Raw genomic sequence first — 26081 nt, 5'->3', positions numbered from 1 at the left:
AGAGGGGGAACTTAATAAACCTTAATCCCCCACTCACCTGTGAAATTTATTTAGCTAATATGAAATTATAATTTTTTTCAAAATTTATAATTTCATAACGTATAAATTCAACTACGCCTCCGTCTTCGTCCTATCGGCGAGTTTTCATTTATTACGAATTGGCGGAGCGGTTTCCTCGGGAGTCAGCTCGCGCATTAATACCGGAACCGGATAATTCACGCCATCCTTTTTCTCAAGCTTAATCGCATATAATGACTGCAGTGCCTGGTGATCCTCAGGTCGGAATGTCATTTTTCCTTTCGGTGTTTCAAAGCTCATTCCTTCCATCGCTTTAATCAATTTATCGGCGTCAGTATCGCCTTTTGTTTTCTTGACAGCTTCCACAATGGAGATCGCCGCACTCATACCTCCTGGTGTAAATAGGTCGGGAACCTCATTGTTAAATTTCTTTTTATGTTCAGCGACAAGCCAATCATTGATTTTATTTTTTGGAAGATCATGATAATAGACAGTGAAGCCTTCCATTCCTACAAGCGGCGCCATTGTAGATAAGGCCGCAATATCCGGTGCTCCGGTTGAGATTTTGATGCCTTTTTCCTGAACCTTCATATCGGCAATCTGTTTCCATGGAGAGTTAGCGCCGGCCCAGACTACGAATAAGTAATCAGGTTTGGCATCAATGATTTTTTGAATATTAGAGGTAAAATCCGTTGCTGCCGGATCCGCATATTCTTCCTTTACAATGTCAGCATCTAATTTCTTAGCCGCTTCTTTAAATGCTGCTACCCCGTCACGTCCAAATGAATAATCAGGAGCTAGGGTCGCAATTTTGACACCCTTTTTCGCGATGGCTGCTGCACCTGCAACTGCGTCCTGTGAAGAGTTCCGTGCTGTTCGGAAAATATAAGGGTTGAACTCGGATCCAGTAATCGTATCAGCTGCAGCTGGTTCAACCACCATAATTCTTTTATATTCCTCAGCCAGCGGAAGTACTGCTAATGTATCAGCCGAACTAGACGATCCAACCAAGAAATCTACCTTATCTTCTTCTAATAGTTTCGTTGCTTTTTGTACAGCTACTTCCGGCTTCGTTTCGGTATCTTCCACATAGAATTCAATTTTTCTGCCATCCACTTCCATCTTTCCGTCTGTAGCATATTGTAGTCCCAGCTCAAAGCCTCTTAATGTTTGTTTACCGTAGGACTCCAAGGCTCCAGTTTTTGATGCAAGCACACCGATTTTAATTGGGGCTTTATTTTCTTCCTTCTTTCCACCGTTGTCCTTCGGCTCTGATGATGATTTGTCCGAGCTGCACGCACTGGCAAACAGCATCACAAACATTAGTAATCCTAAAAATGCCCATCTTTTTCTGCTTCCCTTCACATCTCTTCCCCCTTAAAATTTTTCAGGTCAATCATGGAAATGCTTTGACTTCATCATAGGAAATAGGAGTTACAAAGAAGTTACAAAAAAAAACAGCCTTTTTTTCAGGCTGTCAGATTGGCTGTATATAGCTGTCAGATTCCATAATCATGTCACGCATATGCCTTGTTGGCTCAAGCGGCGAAACACCTAGTTCTTTTTCGAGGACCTCGGTGCATTTTTGATACCATTTTAAGGCCTGCGGCCGGTTATTTTTACGATAGTAGCAGTACATGAGCAGCCGGTATGCTTCTTCCCAGGTACGGTCCCGCTCCAATATTTTTTCACACCAGAAAATGGCCCCATCATAATTTTCCTGACGAACATAGGCTTGAGCCATTTTTTCCGCTCCTCTTAGGAAATAAACGAGCATCCTCTCCCTTTTGCTGATACACCAATCATCGTAGCGGCGGTCAGGCAAATACTCCCCCTGATAGAGCTTTAAGCCCTTTTCCAAAAAAAGCTGCCCTTTCTCAGGTTCTGCTTCCTGAAGCCCTTTTTGAATCAAGTCCTGAAAAAGGACTGTATCCAATTCAATCACCGCCAGTGGATTTAATCCATAGAAGCTTCCTTCTCTTATTACAAAAAAAGGCGCAGCCCTTGCCTTCCGTGCGGGTTCAAGGACATTCTGCAGGCTGTTTAAGGCCACCTTGAAGTCCCGGTCAGCACTTTTTCGCTCTTGATTTGGCCAAAGGATTGCAATAATCTCTTCTTTTGAAATTAATTCACCGGTAGTCATCAATAATTGAAATAGTTCCTTTGCCTTTTCTCTCTGCCATTCCTTTTCACCGACTTCCTTATCCGCCAGCCAAATCCTGAATTGCCCAAGGGTTTGGACCCTGATGGAATAACCGGGGTGGGATTCTAAGGCGGCAATTCCCATATCCTGCAGAATTTTGGCCGCAAATCCTGTTTGTCCGTCTTCTTTTAAACAATCTATTAACATAGGAATGAACACCTGCAAATCTCTTGGACCAAAGACAGATCTTTTATGAAAAATGAATTCATATTCGTGTGTTTGGACAATATTTAAAAACTCAGCAAAGGCTGTCCTGAATTGTTTCCAATTTTTCTCGATGTGAAAACAATAGGCCAGCCAGAAATTGCTGAGCATTTGACCATAAGAGTCCTCACAATGTACAAACATGGTATTCGTTTGCTCCAAGTAATCCAGGGCCTTTGAGAATCGTTCATTATGAATGCAAGTGATCCCCATGCCAAGCGTAATCATGGCCGAAAGCCAAAGATCATTCACTCTTTCCGTCTCCTGCAAAGCACGTTTACCGGCCGTCATCGCCCGTTCGAATTCCCCTCTGACGCCATATAAAATACAAAGTCCCATTAATGGCTCTGCCTTACCACGGTCAACTTGCAATTTATCCATCAATTCTAGTGCCGTCTGATAGCAGTTTTCCGCTAACGAAGAATCATATTTATTCAAAATTTGAACAGCGTGCCCCATCCTAATCCACCCGCAGGCCTCCACAAATGGAGCCTTCAAGCTGATTCCCTGCTGGATGCCTGCCTGGGCAAGCTCTTTTGCTTTATTCCCTTCTCCAGTAAAAGCCTCGATAATGGAAAGTAATAAGTCAATTTCACGGTGTGCCTGCGGCAGGGAAGAAAGTTGAACATTCTTAACTTCAGCTTTTTTCATATATAGAAATTTCTTTGCTTTCTCAAACCGTCCTGTTCGTAGATACAATCTTGCCTCGAGGCTTCCGTCAAGCTTGGAAATAGTCGATTCCTTGGCTTTTTTTAGCCAAACTTCCGCTTTTTTTGCTTTCCCGGAGTTAAGCAGATTCTCGGATAATAATTCATAAAGTCTGCCGCTCTCCTCCACGGGGCTATTGCTTTTTTCCCGGTGGGCAATCGCTTCATATAAAAGCTGTTCTGCACGCTGAGGCTGAATCGTGTCCAAGTAAATCTTTGCTTTTCCCTCTAAAGCCCTGCTTATTCCGATAAAATCATTTCTCCTCCGGGCACCTTCGTAAGCCTCATGATAACATTCTTCGGCGTCAAGATATTGGGAACGGTATCGGTATACCTCCGCTTTCAATAGCCAAAGAAGATAGTAGGTATCGAACTCATCCTCAGGGATTTTTTTTAACAAATCCGCTAAGCTTTCCAATTTACCGCTTTCTAGCATGTGAAAGCCCTTTTCCTGCAATATAGAGGCAATCGCTTTAAACTGTTTTATTTTTTTGTAATGATAAAGTGCCTTTTCCCAAAGCTCCCTTTTTTCATAAAAACGGGCACATCGTTCATGCAGGAAGATAAAGTTTTCCGGATGATTCTTTTCAAAATGATTTTCTAAAAAATCCTTAAATAATGCGTGGTAACGATAATGCTTTGAGTCGACTTTTTGGATAAACAGGTTTCGGTCTTTTAACTGTTCCAACATACTTGAGGCCGCTTGAATGCCGATGACCTCGTCACATAATTCCTCTTCAATCTCCTCAAAAATAGATGTTTGTTCAAGAAATTGCTGAACGATGGGCGGCTGCTTTGAAAACACTTCCAAAACTAGATACTGAAAAAAGTCATGAAGGGACAGGGAAGTTTGCTCAATTAAAGCGGAAATGTCCTGTTTCAAGGGAATTTGCTGGGCAATCATACATGTGGCAATAATCCATCCTTCTGTTACTTGATAAATAGCTAATAAATGATAATGTTCCACCTCCAGGCCATATAAGTCCAACAAGAGCAATTCCATTTCCTCGATGGTCAGAATTAAGTCCTCTTTGGTAATTTCCAGCAATTGTCCGCACACTTTCATTTTTGTAAGAGGCTTCCAAACCGGACGGCTTCGGCTAGAGATCACAATATGCAAATTGGCAGGGATATGCTCGAGAAGATTTTCCATGAAACTATTAATGGTATAGGACTGTTCAATTTGGTGAAAATCATCCAAAATCAAAATGATTTCAGAACTGGTTTCAAGGATTTCATTAATAAACAAAGAACAGAGGAAACCTATTTCTTCATTGCGGATATAACGATCTGTGGTTTCCACAAAGGTTAACAACTCTCTGCCAAACTCAGGGGCAGCTTTTCGAATGGAATGGATAATATGAGACAGAAACGGAAGGATATCATCATCCATAGAAGAGATGGAATACCAGCAGCCATTAATATTTTCGTCCTTCATGAACAAGGCAAGTGCGGTGCTTTTTCCAAAGCCAGCCCCGGAATGAATAATAGTTAAGGGATGTTCTGGTATTTTCTTCAGCTTCCTCGTAAGATTTGCTCTTCTTAGAAATTCATCTTTCACTGCAGGAACCCGCAGCTTCGTTTGGATAATTGGAAGCTTCATACTTGAAGGCCTCCCCCTCTAAAAAATTCCCAATTTTTACACTATTTTACCATACTGGGAGATAGTAGGACGAGTTGCTGAAAGATTTTTTTCTATTATAAAACTTAGGTTGCGGGAAGAAACTAAACTATCTATATTTATAAAGGAGGATAGAAAATGCCTGATACATGCTTTTATTGCACAAACCAATTTGAGGAAAAACATCTTCATCAGGTTTCGTTTGATTCAGCCAATCAAGAAAGGCATGAAACACTATGTGATGAATGCTATGAAGAATGGCTCCATGGAATAAAGGGTTAATCTGTCCCCTAATCTACAACAGCATACACACCTTATTAAAAGGAAGTGTATGCTGCTCATTGGAGTGTTAAAGCTTGTCTATAAAGAAAAAACTTCCGCTATTATTTTGTCTGCTTGTATTTATCATTTTAGTTACGAATAATGCCTTTCATTATATTCGGTCAAAAAATCAGCTCATTAGTACTAACAATCGAGAGATTTCCATGATCACAAAGGAAATTTCCTATCATGTCAAAAATACAACCAAGGGTTCCTTATATGTTGAAGATATTCTTGGCAGCGATTTACGGATTGCCTCCCTCGCCATCAAGGATCAGCTTCCGCCCCGCTGGGAGGATGTCTCAAACGAGCAGCTCAAAAAAATAGCCAAGGACGTCGGGGTCTCACACATTACTTTAATGGCAAAGACAGAAGATGACATTATTGGTGTGAAATCATCCGACCCTCAGGAAATTAACATGTCCACCAAGGGATGGGGCTATTGGTATGAAGCCTATCAGCAGCTTTTTGCGTTAAAGCCTGTTACGGTCGGAAAGGGGTTAACACTGCCAAATTATTGGTCGGGACCAATCGAAGTAGCCTCTTCGGATCCGGATCACGTTGATAAATGGGGCTATTATTATGATGGGACAACGAATTATATCATAAACCCTTATTTCCGGGACAGTGAAGCAATAGAATATGAGGATCTTTTTGGCCCTAAAAAAATTATAAAAGATTATACCAAGCAAAAAGGCATTTTGGAGTTAACTGTTTTCAATCCCAAGAATTTTGGAAAAAAGGACGAATACGTTCATTTAAACGGAAACTCCTATATGCGCATTTCAGCGCGTCCTAAGTGGTACGGTGACTATAAATACGAAAACTATAAAAAGGATGCTGCTTTAATCAAAATGGCGATGAAAACAGGGAAAACGCAATCCTACAAGGCCCACTTAAATGGCAAAAACGTTATGAAAACCTTCGTCCCCGGTTCAGCCAATGGTACAGCTTTTGTGACGGGCCTCGTTTATGATTATGGACTGATAGAAAATGAATTGGCGCATGAACTGAAGGTTCATATCCTGCTTTCCATTATCATTATGATTATCGTGTTAATTATCAGCTTTATTTTTTCAAACTCCATTACCAGGCCGATTGGTTATATCGTGGATCGGGTCAATGAAATAGCCAAAGGCAATTTTGGAAAAAACCTTCATTTGAAACGCAAGGATGAGCTGGGCATGCTCGCGGAAAACGTCAATGCTTTGTCTAAGGACCTGCACAACTATGTAACGGATCTCCAGCAGAGCAGGGAATTTATCGAATACCAAGCGAATCATGACGCGTTAACAGGACTGCTTAACAGAAGATATTTTCAAGAAAAACTGCCTTCGATTGTAAATAGGGCGAATCAAAATGGAGAAACCTTATCGGTTATTTTCATGGATATGGACCGTTTTAAGGAAGTTAATGACTCCTTTGGGCATTCCAAAGGGGACGAAATCCTCAAAATGACTGCCAGCCGTATAAAGGATAGCCTGCCCAATAATGAAAATCATTTCATCATCAGGCAAGGCGGCGATGAATTTATTATTTTATTGTTCAATTATAATTTACAAGATACAAAGAGTTCTGCTGAGAGAATCATTTCCAACTTAAAAGCCCCTTATTTTCTTGATGAAACAGAAATTTATATGGGAGCCAGCTGTGGTGTCAGCATCTACCCCGAGCACACAGATAATATCGAAAGTCTCATTATCTACGCAGATACGGCCATGTATACGGCGAAGAAAATGGGAGGAAACAAAGTTGTTGTTTTTTCAGAACAGTTAAGAAAGGCGAATATAAAAAGACCACATCTTGAGGCTCGCTTAAGAAAAGCGATTGAAAATGAATTATTAGAAGTCTATTACCAGCCAAAAATGAATGTAAAAGAAGGTACCATCTTTGGTGTTGAAGCTTTGCTGAGATGGACGGATGATGAATTGGGTGTTGTTTCGCCGGAAATTTTTATCCCAATTGCCGAAGAAACAGAATTAATTCAGCCAATCTGGGAATTTGTGATGAAAACAGCCTGCAGTCAGGTAAGCTTCTGGAACATGAATAGGCCTATTCCGTTATCAGTAGGGGTAAATTTTTCTGCCCGGCAGTTTCAGGAACCACGCAAGATGGTCACGATGATTGAAGAAATTCTTGCCAATAGTGAATTACGTCCTGACTGTTTTGAAATTGAGATTACAGAAAGCATTCTTTTGAATAATTCACGAGAAATTGTTCAATCACTTCGTACACTTAAAAGTTTGGGAATCTCCATTTCTATTGATGATTTTGGGACGGGCTATTCGTCTTTAAGCTATTTAAAAGATTTACCGATCGATTGCTTAAAAATAGATAAATCCTTTATTCAGAATATCGAAGAAGATTTTGAGAACTCCGAGATTCCCGAAGCTATTATTAATCTAGGCCGAAGCTTAAAGCTTCAAGTAATTGCAGAAGGAGTTGAAAAGGAATATCAGAAGGAATTTTTACTTTCTAGAGATTGTTGTTTAATGCAGGGCTATTTATTTAGTAGACCATTAAATAAAAGCGATTTTGAGCAATATTTGAAAAAGCAAAAAGAGGCTGAATGATTCAGCCTCTTTTTGCTTTGTTTTAAATTACTTCCGTTTCGCTGTTTCACAGACTCTGCTGCCGGAGGAATCAATTTGCAAGAGCTTAACGGTCATTTCCGGGAATGCCTTTTGGATATCTGTAACCAGCTGACGGCCATTGCCCTTTTCAGCAAAGCAAAGGACAGTTGGACCTGCGCCGCTTAATGCTGTTCCGAATGCCCCATTCTCTTTGGCAAATTGTTCAACGTCTTGATAAAAAGGAATCAGTGGTCTCCGATAAGGTTGATGAAACCGATCTCGTTCCATCATTTTTCCGGCCATTTCCCAATTTTCACTTAACAGGGATGCCACCAATACGTTCGCAGCCGAAGAAGCCTCGATCGCTTCTTTCATCGAAAAGCTGTTTGGCAGTACTCCGCGTGAATCCTTAGTTAATAAGATTTCTTTCGGAATAACCGCAGCCATCTCAAAGGAAAGATTGGTAAAGTTCAGCATCTCCACTTCGTTTTGCCGATAACTTCCGATGACAAGGCCCCCATAAAGGGATGCCCCAACATTGTCCGGATGGCCCTCTATATCAGTTGACAATAGAAGCTTTTCCTCCTTTGTCAGGTTTAAGCCACCCACGATATCAGCAAGTTCAATCCCTGCAATGATAGCAGAAGCGCTTGAACCAAGTCCGCGTGCCAAGGGAATCTCACTTTCCATTTTTACACGGCAGGGAGTTAGCTCTTTTCCATATTTCTTAGCTGTCTCAAGGGCAATTTGTGCGATAAAATGGGTTTCATCAGTTGGAAGCTGGGTTAATTCAGGGTTAGGAGAAAGGAATTCCCAATGGTCACTTTTCTCCACCTCTAAAGTCAAATACAGATCTACCGCCAGCCCCATGGAATCAAATCCCGGACCAAGATTGGCTGTGCTTGCCGGAACCTTGATCATCCATTGATTATTCAGCGGCATGCCCGACAACCCCTCGAATATGCTCTGCCACAGCCTTTTCATCGTTTGGCAATACAACAGGTTTCACCAAGCTGCTTTGAATAGCTGTGTCCGGATCCTTCAAGCCATTTCCTGTAAGAACAGCGACAATTTTGGTCCCTTTGGCGATTTTCCCGTTTTGTAATGATTTATAAACACCAGCGATAGAAGCGCAGGATGCCGGCTCTGCAAAAACACCTTCAGTAGAAGCTAATTTTTTATAAGCTGCGACGATTTCATCATCGGTAACTTCATCAAACTGACCGTTAGATTCTTTGACTGCATTAACCGCCAAATCCCAGCTAGCCGGGTTGCCAATCCGAATCGCTGTTGCGATTGTTTCCGGATTTTCAAACACGCGGTTATGTACGAGAGCGGCGGCCCCTGCAGCTTCAAAACCGAACATTCTTGGCAGACCAGTTTCTTTTTTGCTGTTATATTCTTTAAAGCCTTTCCAATAAGCGCTGATGTTGCCGGCGTTTCCAACCGGGATCGCTAAAATTTCAGGTGCTGAACCAAGCTGGTCACAAACCTCAAATGCGGCTGTTTTTTGCCCTTCCAGACGGAAAGGGTTAACTGAGTTAACCAATGTGATTGGCTCTACTTCGCTGATATCTCGCACCATTTTAAGAGCCTGGTCAAAATTTCCTTCAATGGAGATGATTTCGGCCCCATACATCATCGCCTGAGCAAGTTTGCCCATGGCAATTTTCCCTTCCGGAATCACAACGATACAGTTGATACCCGCCCGGGCTGCATATGCTGCAGCGGCAGCTGAAGTGTTTCCGGTGGAGGCGCAGATGACAGTTTTGCTGCCTTCCTCAATTGCTTTGGCAACCGCCATTACCATTCCTCTGTCCTTAAAGGAACCAGTTGGATTGGCTCCTTCTACTTTTACATAAAGCTCTACTCCCCATTCCTTGGAAAGATTCTGCAAGTGAATTAGCGGGGTATTTCCTTCATTTAGCGTTAGCCTTGGTGTCTCATTATTTACTGGTAAAAATTCTTTATATGCTTCAATTAATCCTGGCCATCTCATATCGTTTTCCTCACCACTCTATATGCACTTTTTATTTCTTTTACAGCTTGCAGGTCATTTAACTCCTGTAGAATTCCATCGTAGCTTGTTAAAGAAGCTTTATGGGTTACTAGGACAATTTCTGATGTTTCATGTTTCTTAATTGGCAGCTGAAGAATTTTTTCAAAGCTGACCCCATAATTGGCAAAAATCGTTGTTATATCGGCAAAAACACCAACTTCATCCCTGACGTGGATACGCAGGAAGTACTTCGAATATTTTTCGTTATCATCCTTTAATTGCTTTGGATATTGCGGGGTCACGGCACTTTTCCCATTCACACCAAGCCGCAAATTTTTCACCACACCGACAAGGTCGGAAACAATGGAGGTTGCGGTTGGCAGACTGCCTGCTCCAGGCCCGTAAAACATCGTTTCACCCACAGCTTCACCGTACACATAAACAGCATTGTATTCATTTTGAACGGAAGCAAGCGGATGATTGTCAGATAAGAAGGTAGGGGCGACACTAACTTCGACCTTTTCTCCTTCGCGGTGGGCATATCCAATCAGCTTCATCGTATAGCCAAGCTGTTTCCCGTAGCGGATATCATCTTCCGTTACGCCCGAAATGCCCTTCACCTTTACATCCTCTAAATCAATATGCATGGAAAAGCCCAATGTAGCAAGGATGGTCATTTTACGGGCTGCATCCAATCCTTCGACGTCAGATGTCGGGTCAGTCTCCGCAAAACCGAGAGCCTGCGCCTCTTTCAGCACCTCATCATAGGAGCGGCCTTCATTGCTCATTTTCGTTAAAATATAGTTTGTTGTTCCATTGACAATCCCCATCATTTGCGTAACACGATCAGAAGCAAGACCATCCACCAAACTTCTGAGAATCGGGATGCCGCCAGCCACGCTCGCCTCATAAAACAAATCACAGCCATACTCTGATGCCACCGTTAACAGTTCGGAGCCATGGAGAGCCATTAAATCCTTATTGGCAGTCACAACATGCTTGCCTTGACGGAGGGCCGTAATCAAATAGTCTTTTGTGGCGTCAATGCCGCCCATAACCTCGATGACAACATCTATTTCTTCATCCAATAAGATGTCATCAGCATTATTCGTTAATAATCCTGCTTCGATTTCAACAGGTCTTGTTTTAATTAAATTTTGAACCAGAATTTTTTTAATCGTTACTGGGCAGCCCACCTGGTGCATTAATTTATCCTGATGATTTTTAATAATTTGGACAACACCTGAGCCAACGGTACCCAACCCCAGTAATCCAATCGAAATTGCTTTCACCCATTTCCCCTCCGTTCCTATGTCCTTCTGGTGTGAACAATTGTATTTCTATTGTAGACATTATAAGGGTCTGTTCATTTTTTTACAATAGATATATTTCTGACTTTTCCCCGCTGTAATCGCTTACTATTGCATTATAGCAAGGTTCTTCATTTTGAGTAAAAATTTTCAGAGAAAACTGGCAAATTTTTTTGAATTTAACCCCTTTACAAGCCCGAAAGCGGGATGTAGAATAATGCCTATATTCAGTTGAATTTTGAAATTTCACTCAATTGGATGTATTCTATTAATGAAAAAGTGATGATGAAGACGGCAATAGGAAATAGTTTCAGAGAGCCGGTGGACGATGCGAACCGGTGCTAATTTCTATAATGCCCAGCCCTTCTGAACTGGCTGCTGAAATTTTAGTAGGCTAGCCCGGGTATAACCAACCCGTTATTTGCTTAGAGGCCGCACCGGTGTTGCGGCAAAAGAGGGTGGCACCACGTTAACTTACGTCCCTCATAACACGACCACTGTGTCTGTTATGAGGGGCGTTTTTTATTTTTCTATGAAATACCGTAAGCTATTAAAATTTTTATAAAAAAACAAACTGGAGGTTTTAAAAATGTACAAAGTGCTTGTAACCGACGGAATCAGCCAGACAGGTTTAAAATGCTTAGTCGACCATGCCAATTTCATTGTGGAAAGACAGCCAACACTGCCTACAGATGAATTAAAAAGGATTATCGGTGATTACGACGCCCTTATTGTGAGAAGCCAAACAAAAGTAACAGGAGAGCTTCTTGAGGCAGCAGGCCGCCTGCGTGTCATTGCTAGAGCAGGTGTCGGTGTGGATAACATTGATGTCAACGCTGCTACCAAGAAAGGGATCATCGTCATTAACGCACCTGGTGCCAACACGATTGCTGCAACTGAGCACACATTGGCGATGATGCTGGCGATGGCAAGAAAAATTCCGCAAGCCCACCAAAAGACCTCCGGCGGTGAATGGGACCGCAACTCTTTTAAAGGAGTGGAGCTGTACAAAAAGACACTTGGTGTTGTTGGTATGGGCAAGATCGGTACTGAAGTGGCCAAAAGAGCAAAAGGCTTCGGCATGAATATTTTGGGCTTTGACCCATATTTGACGGAAGACCGCGCGAAAAAGCTTGGCATTACCAAAGCAAGCCTTGATTTAATTGCGGCCGAGGCTGATTTTATTACCATCCATACACCGCTGACTAATGATACTCGCGGAATTATTAATGATGAATTTTTAAGCAAAACGAAAAAAGGAGTTCGCTTCGTGAACTGTGCCCGCGGCGGTATCATTGACGAAAAAGCATTAGTCCGGGCCATTCAGTCTGGCCATGTTGCCGGTGCTGCCCTTGACGTATTTGAAAAAGAACCGGTTGGTGACCCAGAGCTATTGCAGAATCCGAATATTATCGTTACTCCGCATCTTGGCGCTTCTACCGTTGAGGCACAAGAGAAAGTAGCAGAAGAAGTCAGCGCGGAAATCGTTGAGATTTTTGAAAACCAATCCATCCAGCATGCGGTAAATATGCCGCAAATGTCAGGCGAAACGCAAGCCAAGCTCCAGCCTTATTTAGTACTTGGCGACCAAGTGGGCCAGCTTGTCATTCAATTATTGAAAAACTCTGCACCTACAAAAATAGAAATCAATTATTATGGTGATCTAATCGATGAGGATACAGAATTATTGACACGGACAATGCTTAGAGGTGTTTTATCCTATCATTTAAGCGATTCTGTCAATCTCATCAACGTGCTTCATTTATTGAAAGAGCAGGGCGTTTCCTATAATGTGCAGAAAAATGCTACGAATAAAGGCTTTGCCAACTATTTGGAGCTTTCAGTTTCGCAAGGTGATGAAACTGCTCGGATTGGAGCCACTGTGTTAAACGGCTACGGTGCCCGGATTGTAAAGATTAATCAATACCGGATTGACGTGAAGCCTGAGAAATATCTATTATATATTAAACATCAGGACGTGCCGGGGATGATTGGAAAGGTAGGATCTTTACTTGGAGACTATCAAATCAACATCGGTACCATGCAGGTTGGCCGTACAGAAGTTGGCGGCGAGGCCATCATGGTGTTGACGCTTGATAAGACGCTCGGTACTGAAGTCAGCCGTGAACTTGTCCAAATTCCTGGTTTAGACGAAGCACAATTTTTAGAGTTATCAAATGTCGATACGTTTGAGGCAGGCCGCGTTGAGCCGCAGGCTGTGGAGAGTGTTTGATTTTTTGAATTTGAATAGGGCTGCTCCATTTATAGGGGCAGCCCTTTTAATTTTGGAACTTTTTGATTCGCCGATAGAATGGTTGAATTCGCCGATTGAGGGCGGAGATTCGCCCATAAAAAGCTTCGATTCGCCGATTGGACCTCAAAAATCGCCGATAGAAATTTTAGGGTTCGGTTTTTACTGTTAGATTCGCTAATAAAACGTTAAAAATCGCTAATAAATGACTTTGATTCGCTAATAGAATCCTCAAATTCGCTAATAAACTAAAAAAATACGCTAATAGCAGGCAACTTTTTAAAGAATACCCCTCAAATCAAGCACAGATTCGAGAATATAGTCCGCTTTATGCTTCTCAAATTCACCTCTGGCGTCTTTCCCGGATAACCCGGTTAACACGGCGGCGAATTGGCAACCCATTTGCCTTGCAGCGAGAAGATCTGCCAATGAATCCCCCACAATCAGGACCGAATCGCCATCCTTGATTGGCAGCGGCGTGTTCAAACACTCCTGCACGGACAGATCTTTGCGATGCAGACCCAATATGTAGGTATACGGATGCGGCTTTGATAAAGATTTACCTTCTGGAAGTTCCTGCTCAGCCTTGGCGACATCATCCGCAGTCACAATCCGACTCACATCAAAATGCTTTAACCAATCCAAGTGTTGAAATGGCTGAATCGTTTCCAATTCGGGACGGCCTGTTCCAATCCCAATCTCAATCCCCGAGGCTGTTAAAAATTGAAATAGCTCTCCTATATCTTCTTTAGGAGCCAATGTTGTTTCATTAACTAAAAAGCCTTTCTTGCCTTTCTGAACAGAAGGCTTGCCAGTTGAAGCAATAATATTGTCATCGCCCACATACCATTCCTGAGAAACATGCTCACATACAGACCAAAGCTCCCCTTTTTGAAAACTAGAGGTTTCCACACCAAGCTTATCAAAGGTCAGCACATTCAAATAATCAAGCAGTTCTTGCTTAGTTGCCTCGGACCTTTCAAACTCCTTCACAAACAAACCGAAATCCAGTTCAACCGAATAATTATTCAACACCCCACCAATCTCAAGTAAGGTTTTATGATTGATTGGTGCTTGACACCATTTTCTAATGTTTTCAATTTCATATTCTTTGATTTGTGAAAGTAGATGAATTAGCTGGTGGGCAAATGATAAATAAATCATATCCCAGTTGGCATTTAGGCCGCGTGATTTTTGGAATTTCAGGATTTTATCATTTTCAAATACAACATTTCGAATTTCTTCTATTTCTTTATCGCTATAATCTGTTTTGAATTTTTCAGGTGATAAAGCCAAGTAATTACTGCTTATCAGCATCTCCCAGACGGTTAGCGCCGATGCATCAAAGTAACGTTCCTCGCTTAATAGAACCCCGTCAACGTCGAATAAAATCGTTTTAATCAATTTCCTATTACCCCATTTCCCTGTCTGCTTTTATACGTTATCGTACCACAGCAAACGAACTGAATAAAAGTAAAAAGAGAGAAGATTCAGTGATAGCAAAAATAAAAACAAGCCGTGCGCCGGTGTTCATTCTGGTGCACGGCTTGCTTTTTATTTTAGTCCAAACCGATGGAAATATATTTCACTTCTAAAAATTCCTCAATTCCGAAATGACCACCTTCACGGCCAATACCGCTTTCCTTATATCCGCCGAACGGTGCTTGCGCAACGGAAGGCAGCGCATCGTTGAGACCAACGATACCGTATTCAAGCTGCTCCGTGATTCTAAACGATCGGCTCAAATTCTCGGTATAGACATAAGCAGCTAAACCATAGTTTGAATTATTAGCACGTTCAATCACTTCTTCTTCCGTCTTAAAGGTCGCAATCGGTGCAATCGGGCCAAAGATTTCATCCTTCATGCATTCCATGTCATCCTGCACATCCGTTAAAATTGTTGGGGAATAGAAATAGCCCTTCTCTTCCGCCGGTTTTAGTCCTGTATAAACGACCCTGCCTCCCTTTTCGATTGCATCTTGTAAGAGTTCTTCCACTTTACTGCGGGCTGCTTGATCGATTAATGGACCGATATCGACGCCGTCTTCAAGCCCATTTCCAACTTTAAGCTTCTCTAATTCCGTTTGGAATAACTTCGTGAATTCCTCTGCTACACCTTCCTGAACATAGACTCGGTTCGTACAAATACAGGTTTGTCCGGCATTGCGGAATTTTGATTGGACAAGGCCTGCCGCTGCCTTTGCTAAATTGGCATCGTCCATAACGATAAATGGTGCATTTCCGCCAAGCTCAAGTGATACTTTTTTCACAGTTTCGGCAGCGCCCCTCATTAATGTTTTACCGACCTCGGTCGAACCGGTAAAAGTAATTTTAGTAACACGAGGGTCTTTCAACCAAACATCCCCGATTTCTGAGGATCTTCCAGTTATCACATTTAATACGCCTTCTGGTATTCCCGCTTCATGGGCAAGTTCAGCTATCTTTAACGCGGTTAGAGGCGTCTGATTAGCTGGTTTAACTACCGCCGTACAACCGGCTGCAAGCGCAGGGCCCACTTTCCTAGTAATCATCGCCGCAGGGAAGTTCCAAGGAGTAATCGCCGCAATAACACCGACAGGCTCCTTGCGTACGAGAATGCGTTTGTTTGGATGAGAAGCAGGTATCGTTTCCCCATAAACCCGCTTGCCTTCCTCAGCAAACCAAGAAATGAAACTGTTGGCGTACTGGACCTCGCCAACTGCCTCTTTTAACGGCTTGCCTTGCTCCATTGTCATAATTTTAGCGATTTCAAGTTTGTTCTGATCAATCAACTGGTACCATTTCATGAGGAGCTGATAGCGTTCTTCAGCCGTTTTTTTCGACCAGGTTTTAAATGCCTTGTGAGCCGCATCGACTGCCTGCTCCGCTTCAAAAGCACCTCCGGTTGGTACTGCTCCTATGACTTCCTTGGTCGCCGGGTTTACGACTTCCGTTAACGTTTCATAATCTTGGCCTACCCATTTACCATCAAGATACATTGGGTAAATTTGATATTTCTGTCCTAAAGTATCCATTGCATTCTCCCCTTCCCTTTTGTACTGCTTCCATTATATCAACTCATCCAATCACACGGCTATTAGAAGCATCTAAATTAAGGAACAAAAAAACAGCGATTCCAATTGTTGGAATACGCTGCTTTTTATTAAAAAATATTTTATTGGAAATACTAAGCTTATCTTGCAAATACATGGTTGCCGATTTTAACAGTCACTTGACGTGACTTAATCCAAGAGCTTTGAGCAGTATTAGGATTATAGAAAAATAGAGAACCATTTCCTTTACCCATTAGAGCTATTGCTTCGTTGACAGCTCGTTTTGACTCAGCATCAGCGGCTTGATTGATTTGACCGTTTTCTACAGGAGTAAACGCATAGTGTCCATTTGAAATTTGATAGATAACTTCCCTTACGCTATTTGGGAATTGATCACTTTTTACTCGGTTCAAGACGACAACTGCCACTGCGACCTTCCCTGCATATGGCTCACCAACAGCCTCAGCACGGACTAAACGTGCCATTAACTCTTTGTCTGCCGCAGTAACTGGAGAGTTTGGCAGAGTAATATTTTTACCTGCGATCAGTGGTCTGCTATTATTCGCAGCCATTAAGCTATTGACAGGAACACCGAATCCTTTTGCTATATTCCAGTATGTCTCACCATAATGTACTGTGTGTGTAGTTGTTGCTGCTTCTGTTTGTCCATTTAAAGTAAAAGCTGACATTGATAACATTAACCCGGCTGCAATCACTAGTTTTTTAAGTTTATTCATTTGATAACCTCCTAAATTCGTAGCTCGTTTTCTCTACAACCAAGGCTATCAGTTGTAACACACTTATTCATTGCCTAAAAAGTGGTAAACTTGTGCAATAACTAGCATAATAGGCTTCCTATGCTCTTTGGTATTAATCACCAACTTATTTGTTAATCCAGTGGTTGGAGAAAATGGATGATTCCGGTCCCTTTTTTACATAATGTTTCAAGCTTGTAATATAGTAAGTGATTGATTATCTTTAATTACGAGATTGTATATGGAGGTTTTTCAGGTGACCCGTCATGAAGTAATTATATACAGCAGCAATGGCTGCTCTTACTGCGATCAGGTAAAAACATTTTTAAAAGAAAAGGAAATTGAATTTGAAGAACGGAATGCTTCTAATAATAAGGAGTACTTGGATCAGTTAAAGGAAAAGAAAATTTTCGCAACCCCCGCCATCTTTATTGATGGAAAACTGGTATTAGGCTTTCAAGAGAAGAAATTAAGCAAGCTTCTTGGATTAACGTAATAATTATTAAACTGGACCAAGCAGCCTATCATAAACACTAAAACCCTAAATATAATGTACTATGCGTGTTTAAGGAGGGCGGCTCATGGTCTATCAAGGACTTAGCGAACAGGAATTTAACAAAATGTTAACTGCCCCAGAAAACTTTGCAGCACCACCTGAATCCCTTACAGAACAGATGTTTATTGAACGTTCTTTAACTGAAAATAAATTTTGGCTGCGAATTATGAAGGAGCATTCCTATTTTTTAGGGGAAGGCTTCAATAGGAAAGACAAGCAGCTTATCCAACAAACGGACCGATTTTATCAATACTTTGCAGAGCAGGAAAAAAGGGCTCATCAAACGCCTTATAATGTAACAGCAGTACGGAAATTAAATGAAGATACCATTCAGTTAGTATTAGGATTGCGGAATTTTAAGCGGAACCTGCTCATCTTAATCATTAATTGTAAAGTCATGGGGTTTAACTTCCCACTTCTTGTGGACCATATCGCCCGTGAAGCTGAATACTTTATGAGGACTTTAAAAAAATTAAATGATGGAATATTAGACCCAATCCAGGATGCGATTATCAAAGAAAATGTTTTTTGGCTAAAAATTATGATGGAGCATTCGCGCTTTATCGCCTCCCTTCTCGATCAATCTGAACGGAATTTGGTGATTACCGCGAGAAAATTTGGGGATGATTTTGAGGTCCTCCTAAATCAGGCACGTGATGTTGAATCAATGTTGTATAAAAAAAGCCCTACGTATCCTATTATTGGAAAACTCAATAAAGACAGTGAAAGTGCCACTCAGGAACTGCGTGCTTTCAAGCAAGCCGGCCTGGATTTTATTAAGACCTGCCAAATTAGAAATGTCATCGACCCGCTGTTAGCCGACCATGTCGTCAGAGAAGCAGACCATTTCTTGCAAATCGTGCATGTTTTAGAAGAACGATTAAAGGTAAAACAACAGGAACAGCAGCGCCTATAAATGTAAACTTGCCGATTGGCGAGTCCGTTAGGACGAAGACAGAGGCGTAGTTGAATTTATGCGTTAGGAAATTATAAATTTGAAAAATTTATAATTTCCTATTAGCTAAAGAAGAGACTATCCGCGGATAGTCTCTTCTTTTTGGCTGCGCGCCACGATTACCATGCTGATTGTTATGATTGTAAAGGCAATGAAGGCTAAGATAGGAATCGTAATAAACCCAAGCCAGTTAATATAATCCTTGGAGCAAGGTACCCCGCTTGTACACATTTCAAACCTTTGTAAGAAAGGAAGTTTTTGAAGCAGTGTATGGTAGCCGGATACCAGCATACCGATGACTGATAATGGCAGTACATATTTATATATGTCAAGATCATTTCGATAGACAGCAATTCCTAACATAATCGCCAATGGGTACATAAATATCCGCTGATACCAGCACAGCGTACAGGGAATAAAATGCAGAACCTCACTAAAATACAAGCTGCCTAAAGTGGCGATAAGCGCGGCAATCCAGGAAAGAAGCAGGGATTTGTTCATATTACTTCCCCTTCGCGGCGTTTTCGACCATCTCTTTTAAGTCGTCGATGGATTGACCTTCGAACTTTTTACCATTAACAAATAATGCGGGAGTTCCTTGAACATTTAACTTTTTCACATAATCCATATCCTTTTGCCAGGCATCCTTCGATTTGTCGGCTTTGAAGTGCTTAACCACCTTATCCACTTCTTTGTCACTAGCCACTTCCTTTAGTGTATCAGTTAAGAACTCTTCCGTATAAAGATCGATTTTTTCATATTTCTGATCTTCAGGCTGCTTTTTATAAAGAAGTTCATGGAACTTCCAGAATGTATCGTTTCCAAGAACCGCATATACAGATTCCGCAAATTTCGCTGAACGCTCAGAATCCACATTAATAAAGGAATCATTAAAGAAGTAGAATTTAGCTTTTCCCGTATCCACCAGTTCCTTTTCAATAAACGGGACAGCAGATGCAGAAAACTGCTTACAATACGGACATTTATAATCCCCAAATTCAATGATGGATACTGGGGCAGATTCCTTACCTAAGAACGGCTGATGGCTGTAGTCAATCTCATTTGATTTAACTGCTTCTTTATCCTTGGAGTGGTTGCCTAAAAAAATAAGTGCCAAAACCCCTATAGCGATTAACCCTATTACCCAAAAGATAAACTTCGATGACGAATTCTTCGTATTTGTTTTTTTATTATTTGCCATGATCAGACTCCTTCGAAAAAACTGTTATATATGTGATGAATTTATTTTCCCAGATAGTTTTAATATTACTTATCTATTGGAATAAATCAAATAATTGGTTTTACCGTTATTAGTTTTATTGCACTGGCCAGTTCATTCTGTTGTTATTTTTTATAACTTTCAACTAAAATTGATAAAATAAGTTAGATTATGATAATAAAGGAGAACAAATATGACGATTAACAGCAGCTATATGGGTTATATCGGTACCTATACAAAAGGAGAAAGCAAAGGTGTCTACTCCTTTTCTTTAAATGCCGAGGAAGGAAAGATTGAAAATTTGAAAGTGGCAGCGGAGCTGGAAAACCCTACATACTTAACGATTAGCAAAGATAATCGTTTTCTTTATTCAGTGGGGAAAGAGGGGGAAGTTGGCGGCGTTGCTGCATTTTCAATAAATGATAACGGGGAGCTGACAGCTATAAACCGGCAAATGACACCTGGTTCTCCGCCTTGCCATGTTAGTGTCGACAGCGGTTCGAAATTTGTCTTCAGCGCCAACTACCATAAAGGAACCGTTGAGTCACATCTTATCAACCAAGAGGACGGCTCCGTACAGCCAGTTGTGTCCAGTATCAAACATGAAGGCCGAGGACCGGACCCAAGGCAGGAAAAAGCCCATACCCATTATGCCGGGCTTACCCCTGATGAAAAATACTTAGCGGTTGTCGAATTGGGAACTGATGCGCTTATCACCTATCAGGTGGAGGATAACGGGACACTAACAAAAGTGAAGTTGTTGCCATTAAAAGCAGGCAGCGGGCCGCGTCATTTGGCGTTTCATCCAAACGGCCGCATTGCTTACCTGATGACAGAATTTAGCTCGGAGGTTATTGTACTGACCTATCACCCAGAAAATGGCCATTTTACTGAAAAGCAATATATTTCTACTCTTCCGGAGGATTTTAAAGAGAATAACCAAGGAAGCGCGATTCATGTCTCATCCGATGGCCAGTTTGTATACGCCGGAAATCGCGGGCATAACAGTATTGCTGTCTTTAGTGTTAATGGAGAAACTGGTGAATTGACGTTTATTGAGCATACGTCTACTGAAGGAGACTGGCCAAGGGATTTTGAACTGGATCCTTCCGAGAAGTATATTGTTGCTTCTAATCAGGAATCGGGGAATCTTGTGCTTTTTGCGAGGGATGAAGATTCAGGAAGATTGACATTGCTGCAGTCAGATATAAAAGTGCCGCATCCGGTTTGTGTGAAGTTTTTGCAGGTTTAAAATGAGGACAGGATAAGCCCCCTGCTTATCCTGTTTTTCGATTCATAAGGCTAAAAGGTGTGTGGAGGAACACTATTAATTATAAGGGACCTTAGTCATAAGATATTTATTTATATAAAATTAGAAACCCTTTGCCAATGAATTTAAAACAAATGTTTTTAATTCATCTGGAGTAAAGCGAGTTGTTGGTCGAGATAATTGAAAGAATTTTATTTTATTTATTAATTGAGCTGATCTATTTAAATGCCACTGTAGTAACCCAAAAGGCTCAATCATAAAGTTACGGTACGTATGGTAAAACAATTTATGAAGTCCTTCAAGTCGATTAATAGGCTGGACAGTAATTTCTTCTTCTTTATTTATTACAAGTTCAAAAATTCCAGCCAGAGGAATTTCCTTTGAAGAGAAGTGGGAATGAACAGGGACAGCATATTTTGTTTCCCTAGAAAATAACGGAAGATAATTATGTTCCTTAATTCCGAAGCCGTTTAAACTTTCTTCCCAAAGTTTTTGTTGTGGGTATGAGGGTACAACATGGAGAAGATCATTTTCAGAAAAGGAAATAGCAATAACGTCATCTGTCAGTAATCGGAATCCACTTTTTAAAAAGGCGGAAGCTAAGGTTGATTTACCCGCTCCTGAGTCCCCGATAAAAGCATAAGCCTTGCCTTCAATCTCAATAGCACTCCCATGTAAAGGCAAAATCCTTCTTTGCTGTAATATAGCTCCCATACAAGTACCGAGAATAAATAAGCGTATTTCTCCTTCATTTGAATTCACAAATGGTGTAAAGAAGATTTCATTGCCGCCTTGTATCATAAAAATGGCCAAATTGGGAATGTCGAATAAAACACGGTCCTTTTTAACTACATAATCTCCATGTGTTTTTTTTGATTGAATCCATAAATTCGTTAAATCCTTCTTCTTTATTAAGACATCAATCTTCTGTTGGAATTCTGGAACTTGAATTAATTCCGGCAGAAATATATCACTATCAATATGTAACCCAAAGGCCTTGTATATCAACTTTGTTGTAGTATTTACCATGGTTCCTCCAAATTAATAAAAATTTATCCCTTATACAATTTTTATTTGTATAAGGGACCCCCATTAGTTAATTTTTATGAACACATGTTAGACCTATTTGATCTGCCATCATGAGTTTCGAAATTCTGATTATTTGTACAATAGCTATCAACTATCGCATTTCCTGGTCCGCCCATTGTCATACTAACATCCAAAATTTCTAACTTTGGTTCCCGCCATTCCCTTTTCATGGTATCACCTCCCTTCAGTAAAATTTTTTATAAACCGATAAACAGTAAGACTACGGGTTAATACCCTATATGAATCATCAAAAATCACTTCGGGACGCGGATTTACCCCAATATCATCTAACGCTTTTTTAATTACGTCTATATTTAATAACCCCTCTATTCTGGAATCTTTAGTTAACTGTTTTAATTCGCTATAAATGAGTTTCCAACTCCCCGTTAAACGGTGGATAGCATCTGCGCCTTGAATTCCACGGCTTAACTGATTCAGTCTAACTTTATCGGGAAGATAATTCCTTGTTGCTCTTCGAATTAATGACCTTTCCATGCCATTCGTAACATACTGCTCTTCAGGTACCGATAAACAGTAGCGGATTACACGTAAGTCATTTGTAGGATCACGATCCAACACACCATATTGCAATGATAATTTCGTATTAGCCGTTCCGCTTTTATTCCAAGTATACAAATGTTTAAAATGATTAAGCCTTAGATCATTTGGTTTCTCATTGTTATTCCCAGTAATGTCTATTGCATATTTCACCAGTTTTTCTGCAACATTAGTTCTTATAGCCAGCTCCGGGTTAAGCAGCAATGGAAACTTATAATTTTCTTGATTTGCCCTTGCTAACATATTCGATATTCTTGGGAACGCCTTCTTTGTCACAATTGATAGAATATGAGATTTTTCAGTCTTAAAATGATTACAGAACGCTCCTAAGTCCTTGTATAACTGCAACCATCTTAATTTTTTTAATAAAGAGGCATAGTGGTTTAATGTAAGAGTTTGTGACCCCCAGGAAATAGAAAAATTACCTCTTGCTCCATTCAGTAAAACCTTTATTCCCTGTTTACTGGCATGTTCACTAATCCCTTTTAGCCAAAAAGAATTATCAAAGAATTTATAAGGCATTTCCATTATTGACAGAAACTCGTCTAATTCGGTTAATGGGCTTCTACCTTCAAAACTTAAATATTCATCATTTATATTCCCTACATAATTTACAGTTTCTTTTATATAAGATCTTTCATCGGGAATAAAATAAAAAGGAGTCCAATCTATAAAATCATCTTCAGGAATATAGCTAAAAGTATGAAGAGTTTTATTTTCTTTTCTTAGTCCCTTTGCAGCAAAACTAACAACTGAGCCCGAATCTAAACCACCACTTAACTGTGCTCCAACTCTACCGTATGTACGAATTTTACTTGTAACGACCTTCTGGAAAATCTCCTGAAAAGCTTCTTCATATTCTTCATTTGATTTAAGTTTTAATGTTTCATTTGCTTCTAGATTACAGTATCTTGTAAGAGTGACCTTGTCATTTTGCACACATATACTATGGGAAGGTGGAATTTGTTGAATATCTTTATATACTGTTGAAATAGAACTCACTGCCTCAACCATACTGGGAATCGCAAGAAATTCCGCTAACCATTCTTCGTTAAGTCTTTTTTCCACGTATGGTAATGAAAGCAATGATTTAGTAGTGGTTGAAAAAGCAAACTGAATTTCACTTTGATGAAAATACAGTGTTCTCGATCCAGAAAAATCTCTTGCCCCAAACAATTTTTGATTTTTTTTATCCCAAATCATGAAAGCAAAATCACCAATTAAATGCTTTGGTACTTCCTCTCCCCATTTTTCGTAAGCCAATAAAATTAATTGGCTGTCAGGAAGTGATTTAGGTTGGTTGCCTTTTATTCGTAGCTCATCAAATAACTCATCTCGATTATCTATAATGGCATCAGCAGTGATAACTAACCCTTTATCATAGTCGTAATAGGGGAGAACTTCACCAAGTGATTCTGGAGTAATCCACTGAGCATGACAACCGAAAAAAATTGAATCATTGCACCATTTATGAATACGATCGGCAGGATAGAGTTCAAAAGCATTCATTAGATTTCTGCTATAGTCAGGATTAACAGGCTCCTGATGAAAATTATAAATACCGGCTATTGCGCTCATTCCTGAATCTCCTCTCCATCTCATCAAGTGGGTTCTAAACCTTATTCCAATGTAAAAAAGTAATCTTTTATGATAATCTATTTTTATTAAGGTTAATCTTTTTACTGGTTAATTAAACTAATGTTGAATCCTCCTTTATAATATAGCGCAAAAAATATTCTTTTTAAAGAACAAACACTCAACAAAATTCTTACAATTTTCTATTAATATAAAGATTAAGTATTATTATAGTATTGTACCCAAATATATAGTGCAATAAATTTTAAACGTTCCAATATTTTCATAGCAGCATTGGCTATAATAAGACACATCTTTCCCAAAAAGTATAAAAATATTGAGCCAAGCAAACTTTTGTGGAGTCGTTAAACAGTAAATAGAATTCTTAGCTAGACACTCGTTTTCCATCTCTGATTTAAGAAGGTTAACCAACTTTTGTAATGAAAATTAGGCAAACTACAAGTTGAAACAAATAGAAAACTGAAAAACCAATCTTTTCTTAATAAGCTTTTTCGAAGTTGCATACCAATATCAAATTAACTCAAGTCCGATTTTAATTCTTTGATAGTTGATTGTTCTGTACAGCTCTATCATACATGAGGTACCGATATATCTCTTTAAATAACTGTATATGTTTCCTAACTAATTTACTTTAACCTATTCTTGATTAATTCCCTTGATTAATGTTTTCTTCGAAATTAATTAGGTCGTTCAATGATACATCAAGTACTTTACATATTTTTGTTAAATAATGTATGGACGGATTTGAATAATTGTTTCTCTCAATCAAACTCAAATATGATTTAGCTACACCGGCTCTCTCAGCTAATTCTGATATACTTAAATTTTTTTTTTCCCTCAATTCCCTTATTTTTTCTCCAATCATAAATTCCCCTCATTTTCTTAAAATGAATGTATTTTATTAAGTTTACAAAGTTAATATTAGGCCATTGTTATTCTTTCTTAATGATAGCTTTGTGAAACAGAAGATCCGTCTCCGCGTTTGGTAATTACCGGTAATCTTTTGGCTTTTCTCACTAAATTAAAATAATTTAGTAGAACTTTAAGCGCTTGAAAATTAGGGATTTTTCGATAATGTCTAAATGATCGAATAACTGTCTTAATTAAAAATAATGTTTTATTCATCCAGGGCTTATGCAATCCGCTAAAATGAATCACCTTAATTTGAGTCCTTCCCTTTTTATCTGTCAAAGTCCATTTAGATGCTAACAATTTTTCCATGGTTCCCCACATTGAATTATATTCATCATATAGGTGTTTAGATTTGTCAGAATCCCATTTATTATAATAATCATTCAAGACATTTTGATCTCCAAATGGAACACCGCTTATTGCATGTTTGTGTGCAGTATAAAAAAACTGTTCTCGTAATTCTAAATACTCATTTTCATTCGGTTCAATTACAAGTAATCCAGAACAAAACTTTGTATCTTTATAAGGATTTTGGTAAGTATTATATATATATACTGCTGACATATGCTCTAAATCGAATAACTCATCAATGTTTCGTATTACATAAGTATCACAATCCAAAAAAACCAGTTTAGAAAAATGAGTTAGTGAAAAAATTGCTAACTTATCGAAAGTATTATTCCAACGGTGATTCCCATTACTCCCATACGTTGTATAATCATCGATATGACTCTTCTTATATCTAATGACATTAATATCGCTACAATTCTTCAGTTCTTGTTCCTTTTGCAAAGAAACTGTTGGGGATAACAACACATAAAATGGATATTTTGCTTTCACGGCCTTTAATGATAAGAATAAAGTTATTGCACCAATAACAAAGTCGTCAGTTGACACTAATGTTATATACGCCTTCAATATATAACACTCCT

Annotated in this window: 21 protein-coding genes and 1 other annotated feature; of the genes, 6 read left to right on the top strand and 15 right to left on the bottom strand. The window is 39.8% G+C overall.

Features of this window, described 5'->3' with window-relative positions; translation table 11 throughout:
- Window positions 1-144: 144 nt before the first annotated feature.
- Together KHB02_RS10945 and KHB02_RS10940 are read right to left on the bottom strand one after the other, a co-directional pair.
- Window positions 145-1341 (bottom strand): substrate-binding domain-containing protein, encoded by a 1197-nt coding sequence (locus KHB02_RS10945; protein ID WP_213144509.1) that lies wholly within the window; start codon window positions 1339-1341, stop codon window positions 145-147.
- A 154-nt stretch (window positions 1342-1495) separates the two neighbouring features.
- On the bottom strand, window positions 1496-4735 hold the full coding sequence (locus tag KHB02_RS10940; protein WP_213144445.1) for a winged helix-turn-helix domain-containing protein: 3240 nt from the start codon (window positions 4733-4735) through the stop codon (window positions 1496-1498).
- Window positions 4736-4891: 156 nt separating this feature from the next.
- Between KHB02_RS10940 and KHB02_RS10935 the strand changes: the two genes are divergently transcribed.
- Window positions 4892-5035: a hypothetical protein gene (locus KHB02_RS10935; protein ID WP_213117933.1), complete on the top strand. Its 144-nt coding sequence runs from the start codon at window positions 4892-4894 to the stop codon at window positions 5033-5035.
- Between the two features lie 74 nt (window positions 5036-5109).
- Window positions 5110-7647, top strand: a complete 2538-nt coding sequence (locus tag KHB02_RS10930; RefSeq protein WP_213144444.1) for a bifunctional diguanylate cyclase/phosphodiesterase — start codon at window positions 5110-5112, stop codon at window positions 7645-7647.
- Between the two features lie 27 nt (window positions 7648-7674).
- On the opposite strand, the gene thrB is transcribed toward KHB02_RS10930, so the two are convergent.
- From thrB to KHB02_RS10915, 3 genes are read right to left on the bottom strand one after another with little or no spacing between them, the layout of a single operon-like run.
- Complete coding sequence (thrB, locus tag KHB02_RS10925; protein WP_213144443.1) at window positions 7675-8589, bottom strand: homoserine kinase; 915 nt, start codon at window positions 8587-8589, stop codon at window positions 7675-7677.
- Window positions 8576-9646, bottom strand: coding sequence for a threonine synthase (gene thrC / locus KHB02_RS10920; RefSeq protein WP_213144442.1), 1071 nt, complete (start codon window positions 9644-9646; stop codon window positions 8576-8578). Before thrC ends, thrB begins: the two co-directional genes overlap by 14 nt.
- Window positions 9643-10938, bottom strand: coding sequence for a homoserine dehydrogenase (locus KHB02_RS10915; RefSeq protein ID WP_213144441.1), 1296 nt, complete (start codon window positions 10936-10938; stop codon window positions 9643-9645). Before KHB02_RS10915 ends, thrC begins: the two co-directional genes overlap by 4 nt.
- Window positions 10939-11229: 291 nt before the next feature.
- Window positions 11230-11443: a binding site (T-box leader), on the top strand.
- Between the two features lie 102 nt (window positions 11444-11545).
- On the opposite strand from KHB02_RS10915, the gene serA reads away from it, so the two are divergent.
- Window positions 11546-13189, top strand: coding sequence for a phosphoglycerate dehydrogenase (gene serA / locus KHB02_RS10910; protein WP_213144440.1), 1644 nt, complete (start codon window positions 11546-11548; stop codon window positions 13187-13189).
- Window positions 13190-13486: 297 nt separating this feature from the next.
- On the opposite strand, the gene KHB02_RS10905 is transcribed toward serA, so the two are convergent.
- The 3 genes from KHB02_RS10905 to KHB02_RS10895 form a co-directional block, all read right to left on the bottom strand.
- On the bottom strand, window positions 13487-14611 hold the full coding sequence (locus tag KHB02_RS10905; RefSeq protein ID WP_213144439.1) for an HAD family hydrolase: 1125 nt from the start codon (window positions 14609-14611) through the stop codon (window positions 13487-13489).
- Between the two features lie 155 nt (window positions 14612-14766).
- Window positions 14767-16185 carry an NAD-dependent succinate-semialdehyde dehydrogenase gene (locus KHB02_RS10900; RefSeq protein WP_213144508.1) on the bottom strand — a complete coding sequence of 473 codons (1419 nt, stop codon included), beginning with the start codon at window positions 16183-16185 and terminating at the stop codon, window positions 14767-14769.
- Window positions 16186-16379: 194 nt separating this feature from the next.
- On the bottom strand, window positions 16380-16976 hold the full coding sequence (locus KHB02_RS10895) for a cell wall hydrolase (RefSeq protein ID WP_213144438.1): 597 nt from the start codon (window positions 16974-16976) through the stop codon (window positions 16380-16382).
- A gap of 274 nt (window positions 16977-17250) precedes the next feature.
- Between KHB02_RS10895 and KHB02_RS10890 the strand changes: the two genes are divergently transcribed.
- Together KHB02_RS10890 and KHB02_RS10885 are read left to right on the top strand one after the other, a co-directional pair.
- A complete protein-coding gene (locus KHB02_RS10890; RefSeq protein ID WP_213144437.1) occupies window positions 17251-17490 on the top strand; it encodes a glutaredoxin family protein in 240 nt (79 codons plus the stop codon).
- 85 nt (window positions 17491-17575) lie between these two features.
- A complete protein-coding gene (locus tag KHB02_RS10885; protein WP_213144436.1) occupies window positions 17576-18466 on the top strand; it encodes a DUF2935 domain-containing protein in 891 nt (296 codons plus the stop codon).
- Window positions 18467-18583: 117 nt separating this feature from the next.
- Here KHB02_RS10885 and KHB02_RS10880 read toward each other — a convergent pair whose 3' ends face one another.
- Together KHB02_RS10880 and KHB02_RS10875 are read right to left on the bottom strand one after the other, a co-directional pair.
- Complete coding sequence (locus KHB02_RS10880) at window positions 18584-19006, bottom strand: disulfide oxidoreductase (protein WP_213144435.1); 423 nt, start codon at window positions 19004-19006, stop codon at window positions 18584-18586.
- 1 nt (window position 19007) lies between these two features.
- Window positions 19008-19706 (bottom strand): DsbA family protein, encoded by a 699-nt coding sequence (locus KHB02_RS10875; RefSeq protein WP_213144434.1) that lies wholly within the window; start codon window positions 19704-19706, stop codon window positions 19008-19010.
- A gap of 211 nt (window positions 19707-19917) precedes the next feature.
- Here KHB02_RS10875 and KHB02_RS10870 point away from each other — a divergent pair, with 211 nt between their 5' ends.
- Window positions 19918-20976, top strand: coding sequence for a lactonase family protein (locus KHB02_RS10870; RefSeq protein WP_213144433.1), 1059 nt, complete (start codon window positions 19918-19920; stop codon window positions 20974-20976).
- 120 nt (window positions 20977-21096) lie between these two features.
- Here KHB02_RS10870 and KHB02_RS10865 read toward each other — a convergent pair whose 3' ends face one another.
- The 5 genes from KHB02_RS10865 to KHB02_RS10845 form a co-directional block, all read right to left on the bottom strand.
- Window positions 21097-22023, bottom strand: a complete 927-nt coding sequence (locus KHB02_RS10865; RefSeq protein ID WP_213144432.1) for an aldolase — start codon at window positions 22021-22023, stop codon at window positions 21097-21099.
- Between the two features lie 74 nt (window positions 22024-22097).
- The gene (locus KHB02_RS30020; protein WP_213144431.1) at window positions 22098-22253 is read right to left on the bottom strand and encodes a paeninodin family lasso peptide; all 156 of its coding nucleotides are present in this window, start codon (window positions 22251-22253) and stop codon (window positions 22098-22100) included.
- 4 nt (window positions 22254-22257) lie between these two features.
- Window positions 22258-24219: an asparagine synthase-related protein gene (locus tag KHB02_RS10855; RefSeq protein ID WP_213144430.1), complete on the bottom strand. Its 1962-nt coding sequence runs from the start codon at window positions 24217-24219 to the stop codon at window positions 22258-22260.
- 664 nt (window positions 24220-24883) lie between these two features.
- A complete protein-coding gene (locus KHB02_RS10850; RefSeq protein WP_213144429.1) occupies window positions 24884-25102 on the bottom strand; it encodes a helix-turn-helix domain-containing protein in 219 nt (72 codons plus the stop codon).
- A gap of 77 nt (window positions 25103-25179) precedes the next feature.
- Window positions 25180-26067 carry a glycosyltransferase gene (locus tag KHB02_RS10845; RefSeq protein WP_213144428.1) on the bottom strand — a complete coding sequence of 296 codons (888 nt, stop codon included), beginning with the start codon at window positions 26065-26067 and terminating at the stop codon, window positions 25180-25182.
- Window positions 26068-26081: the final 14 nt, after the last annotated feature.

The organism is Neobacillus citreus (assembly GCF_018343545.2).
Lineage (GTDB): Bacteria > Bacillota > Bacilli > Bacillales > Cytobacillaceae > Neobacillus > Neobacillus citreus.
The sequence above is the reverse complement of the archived record's forward strand: the minus strand, read 5'-3'. Positions and strand labels throughout refer to the sequence as shown.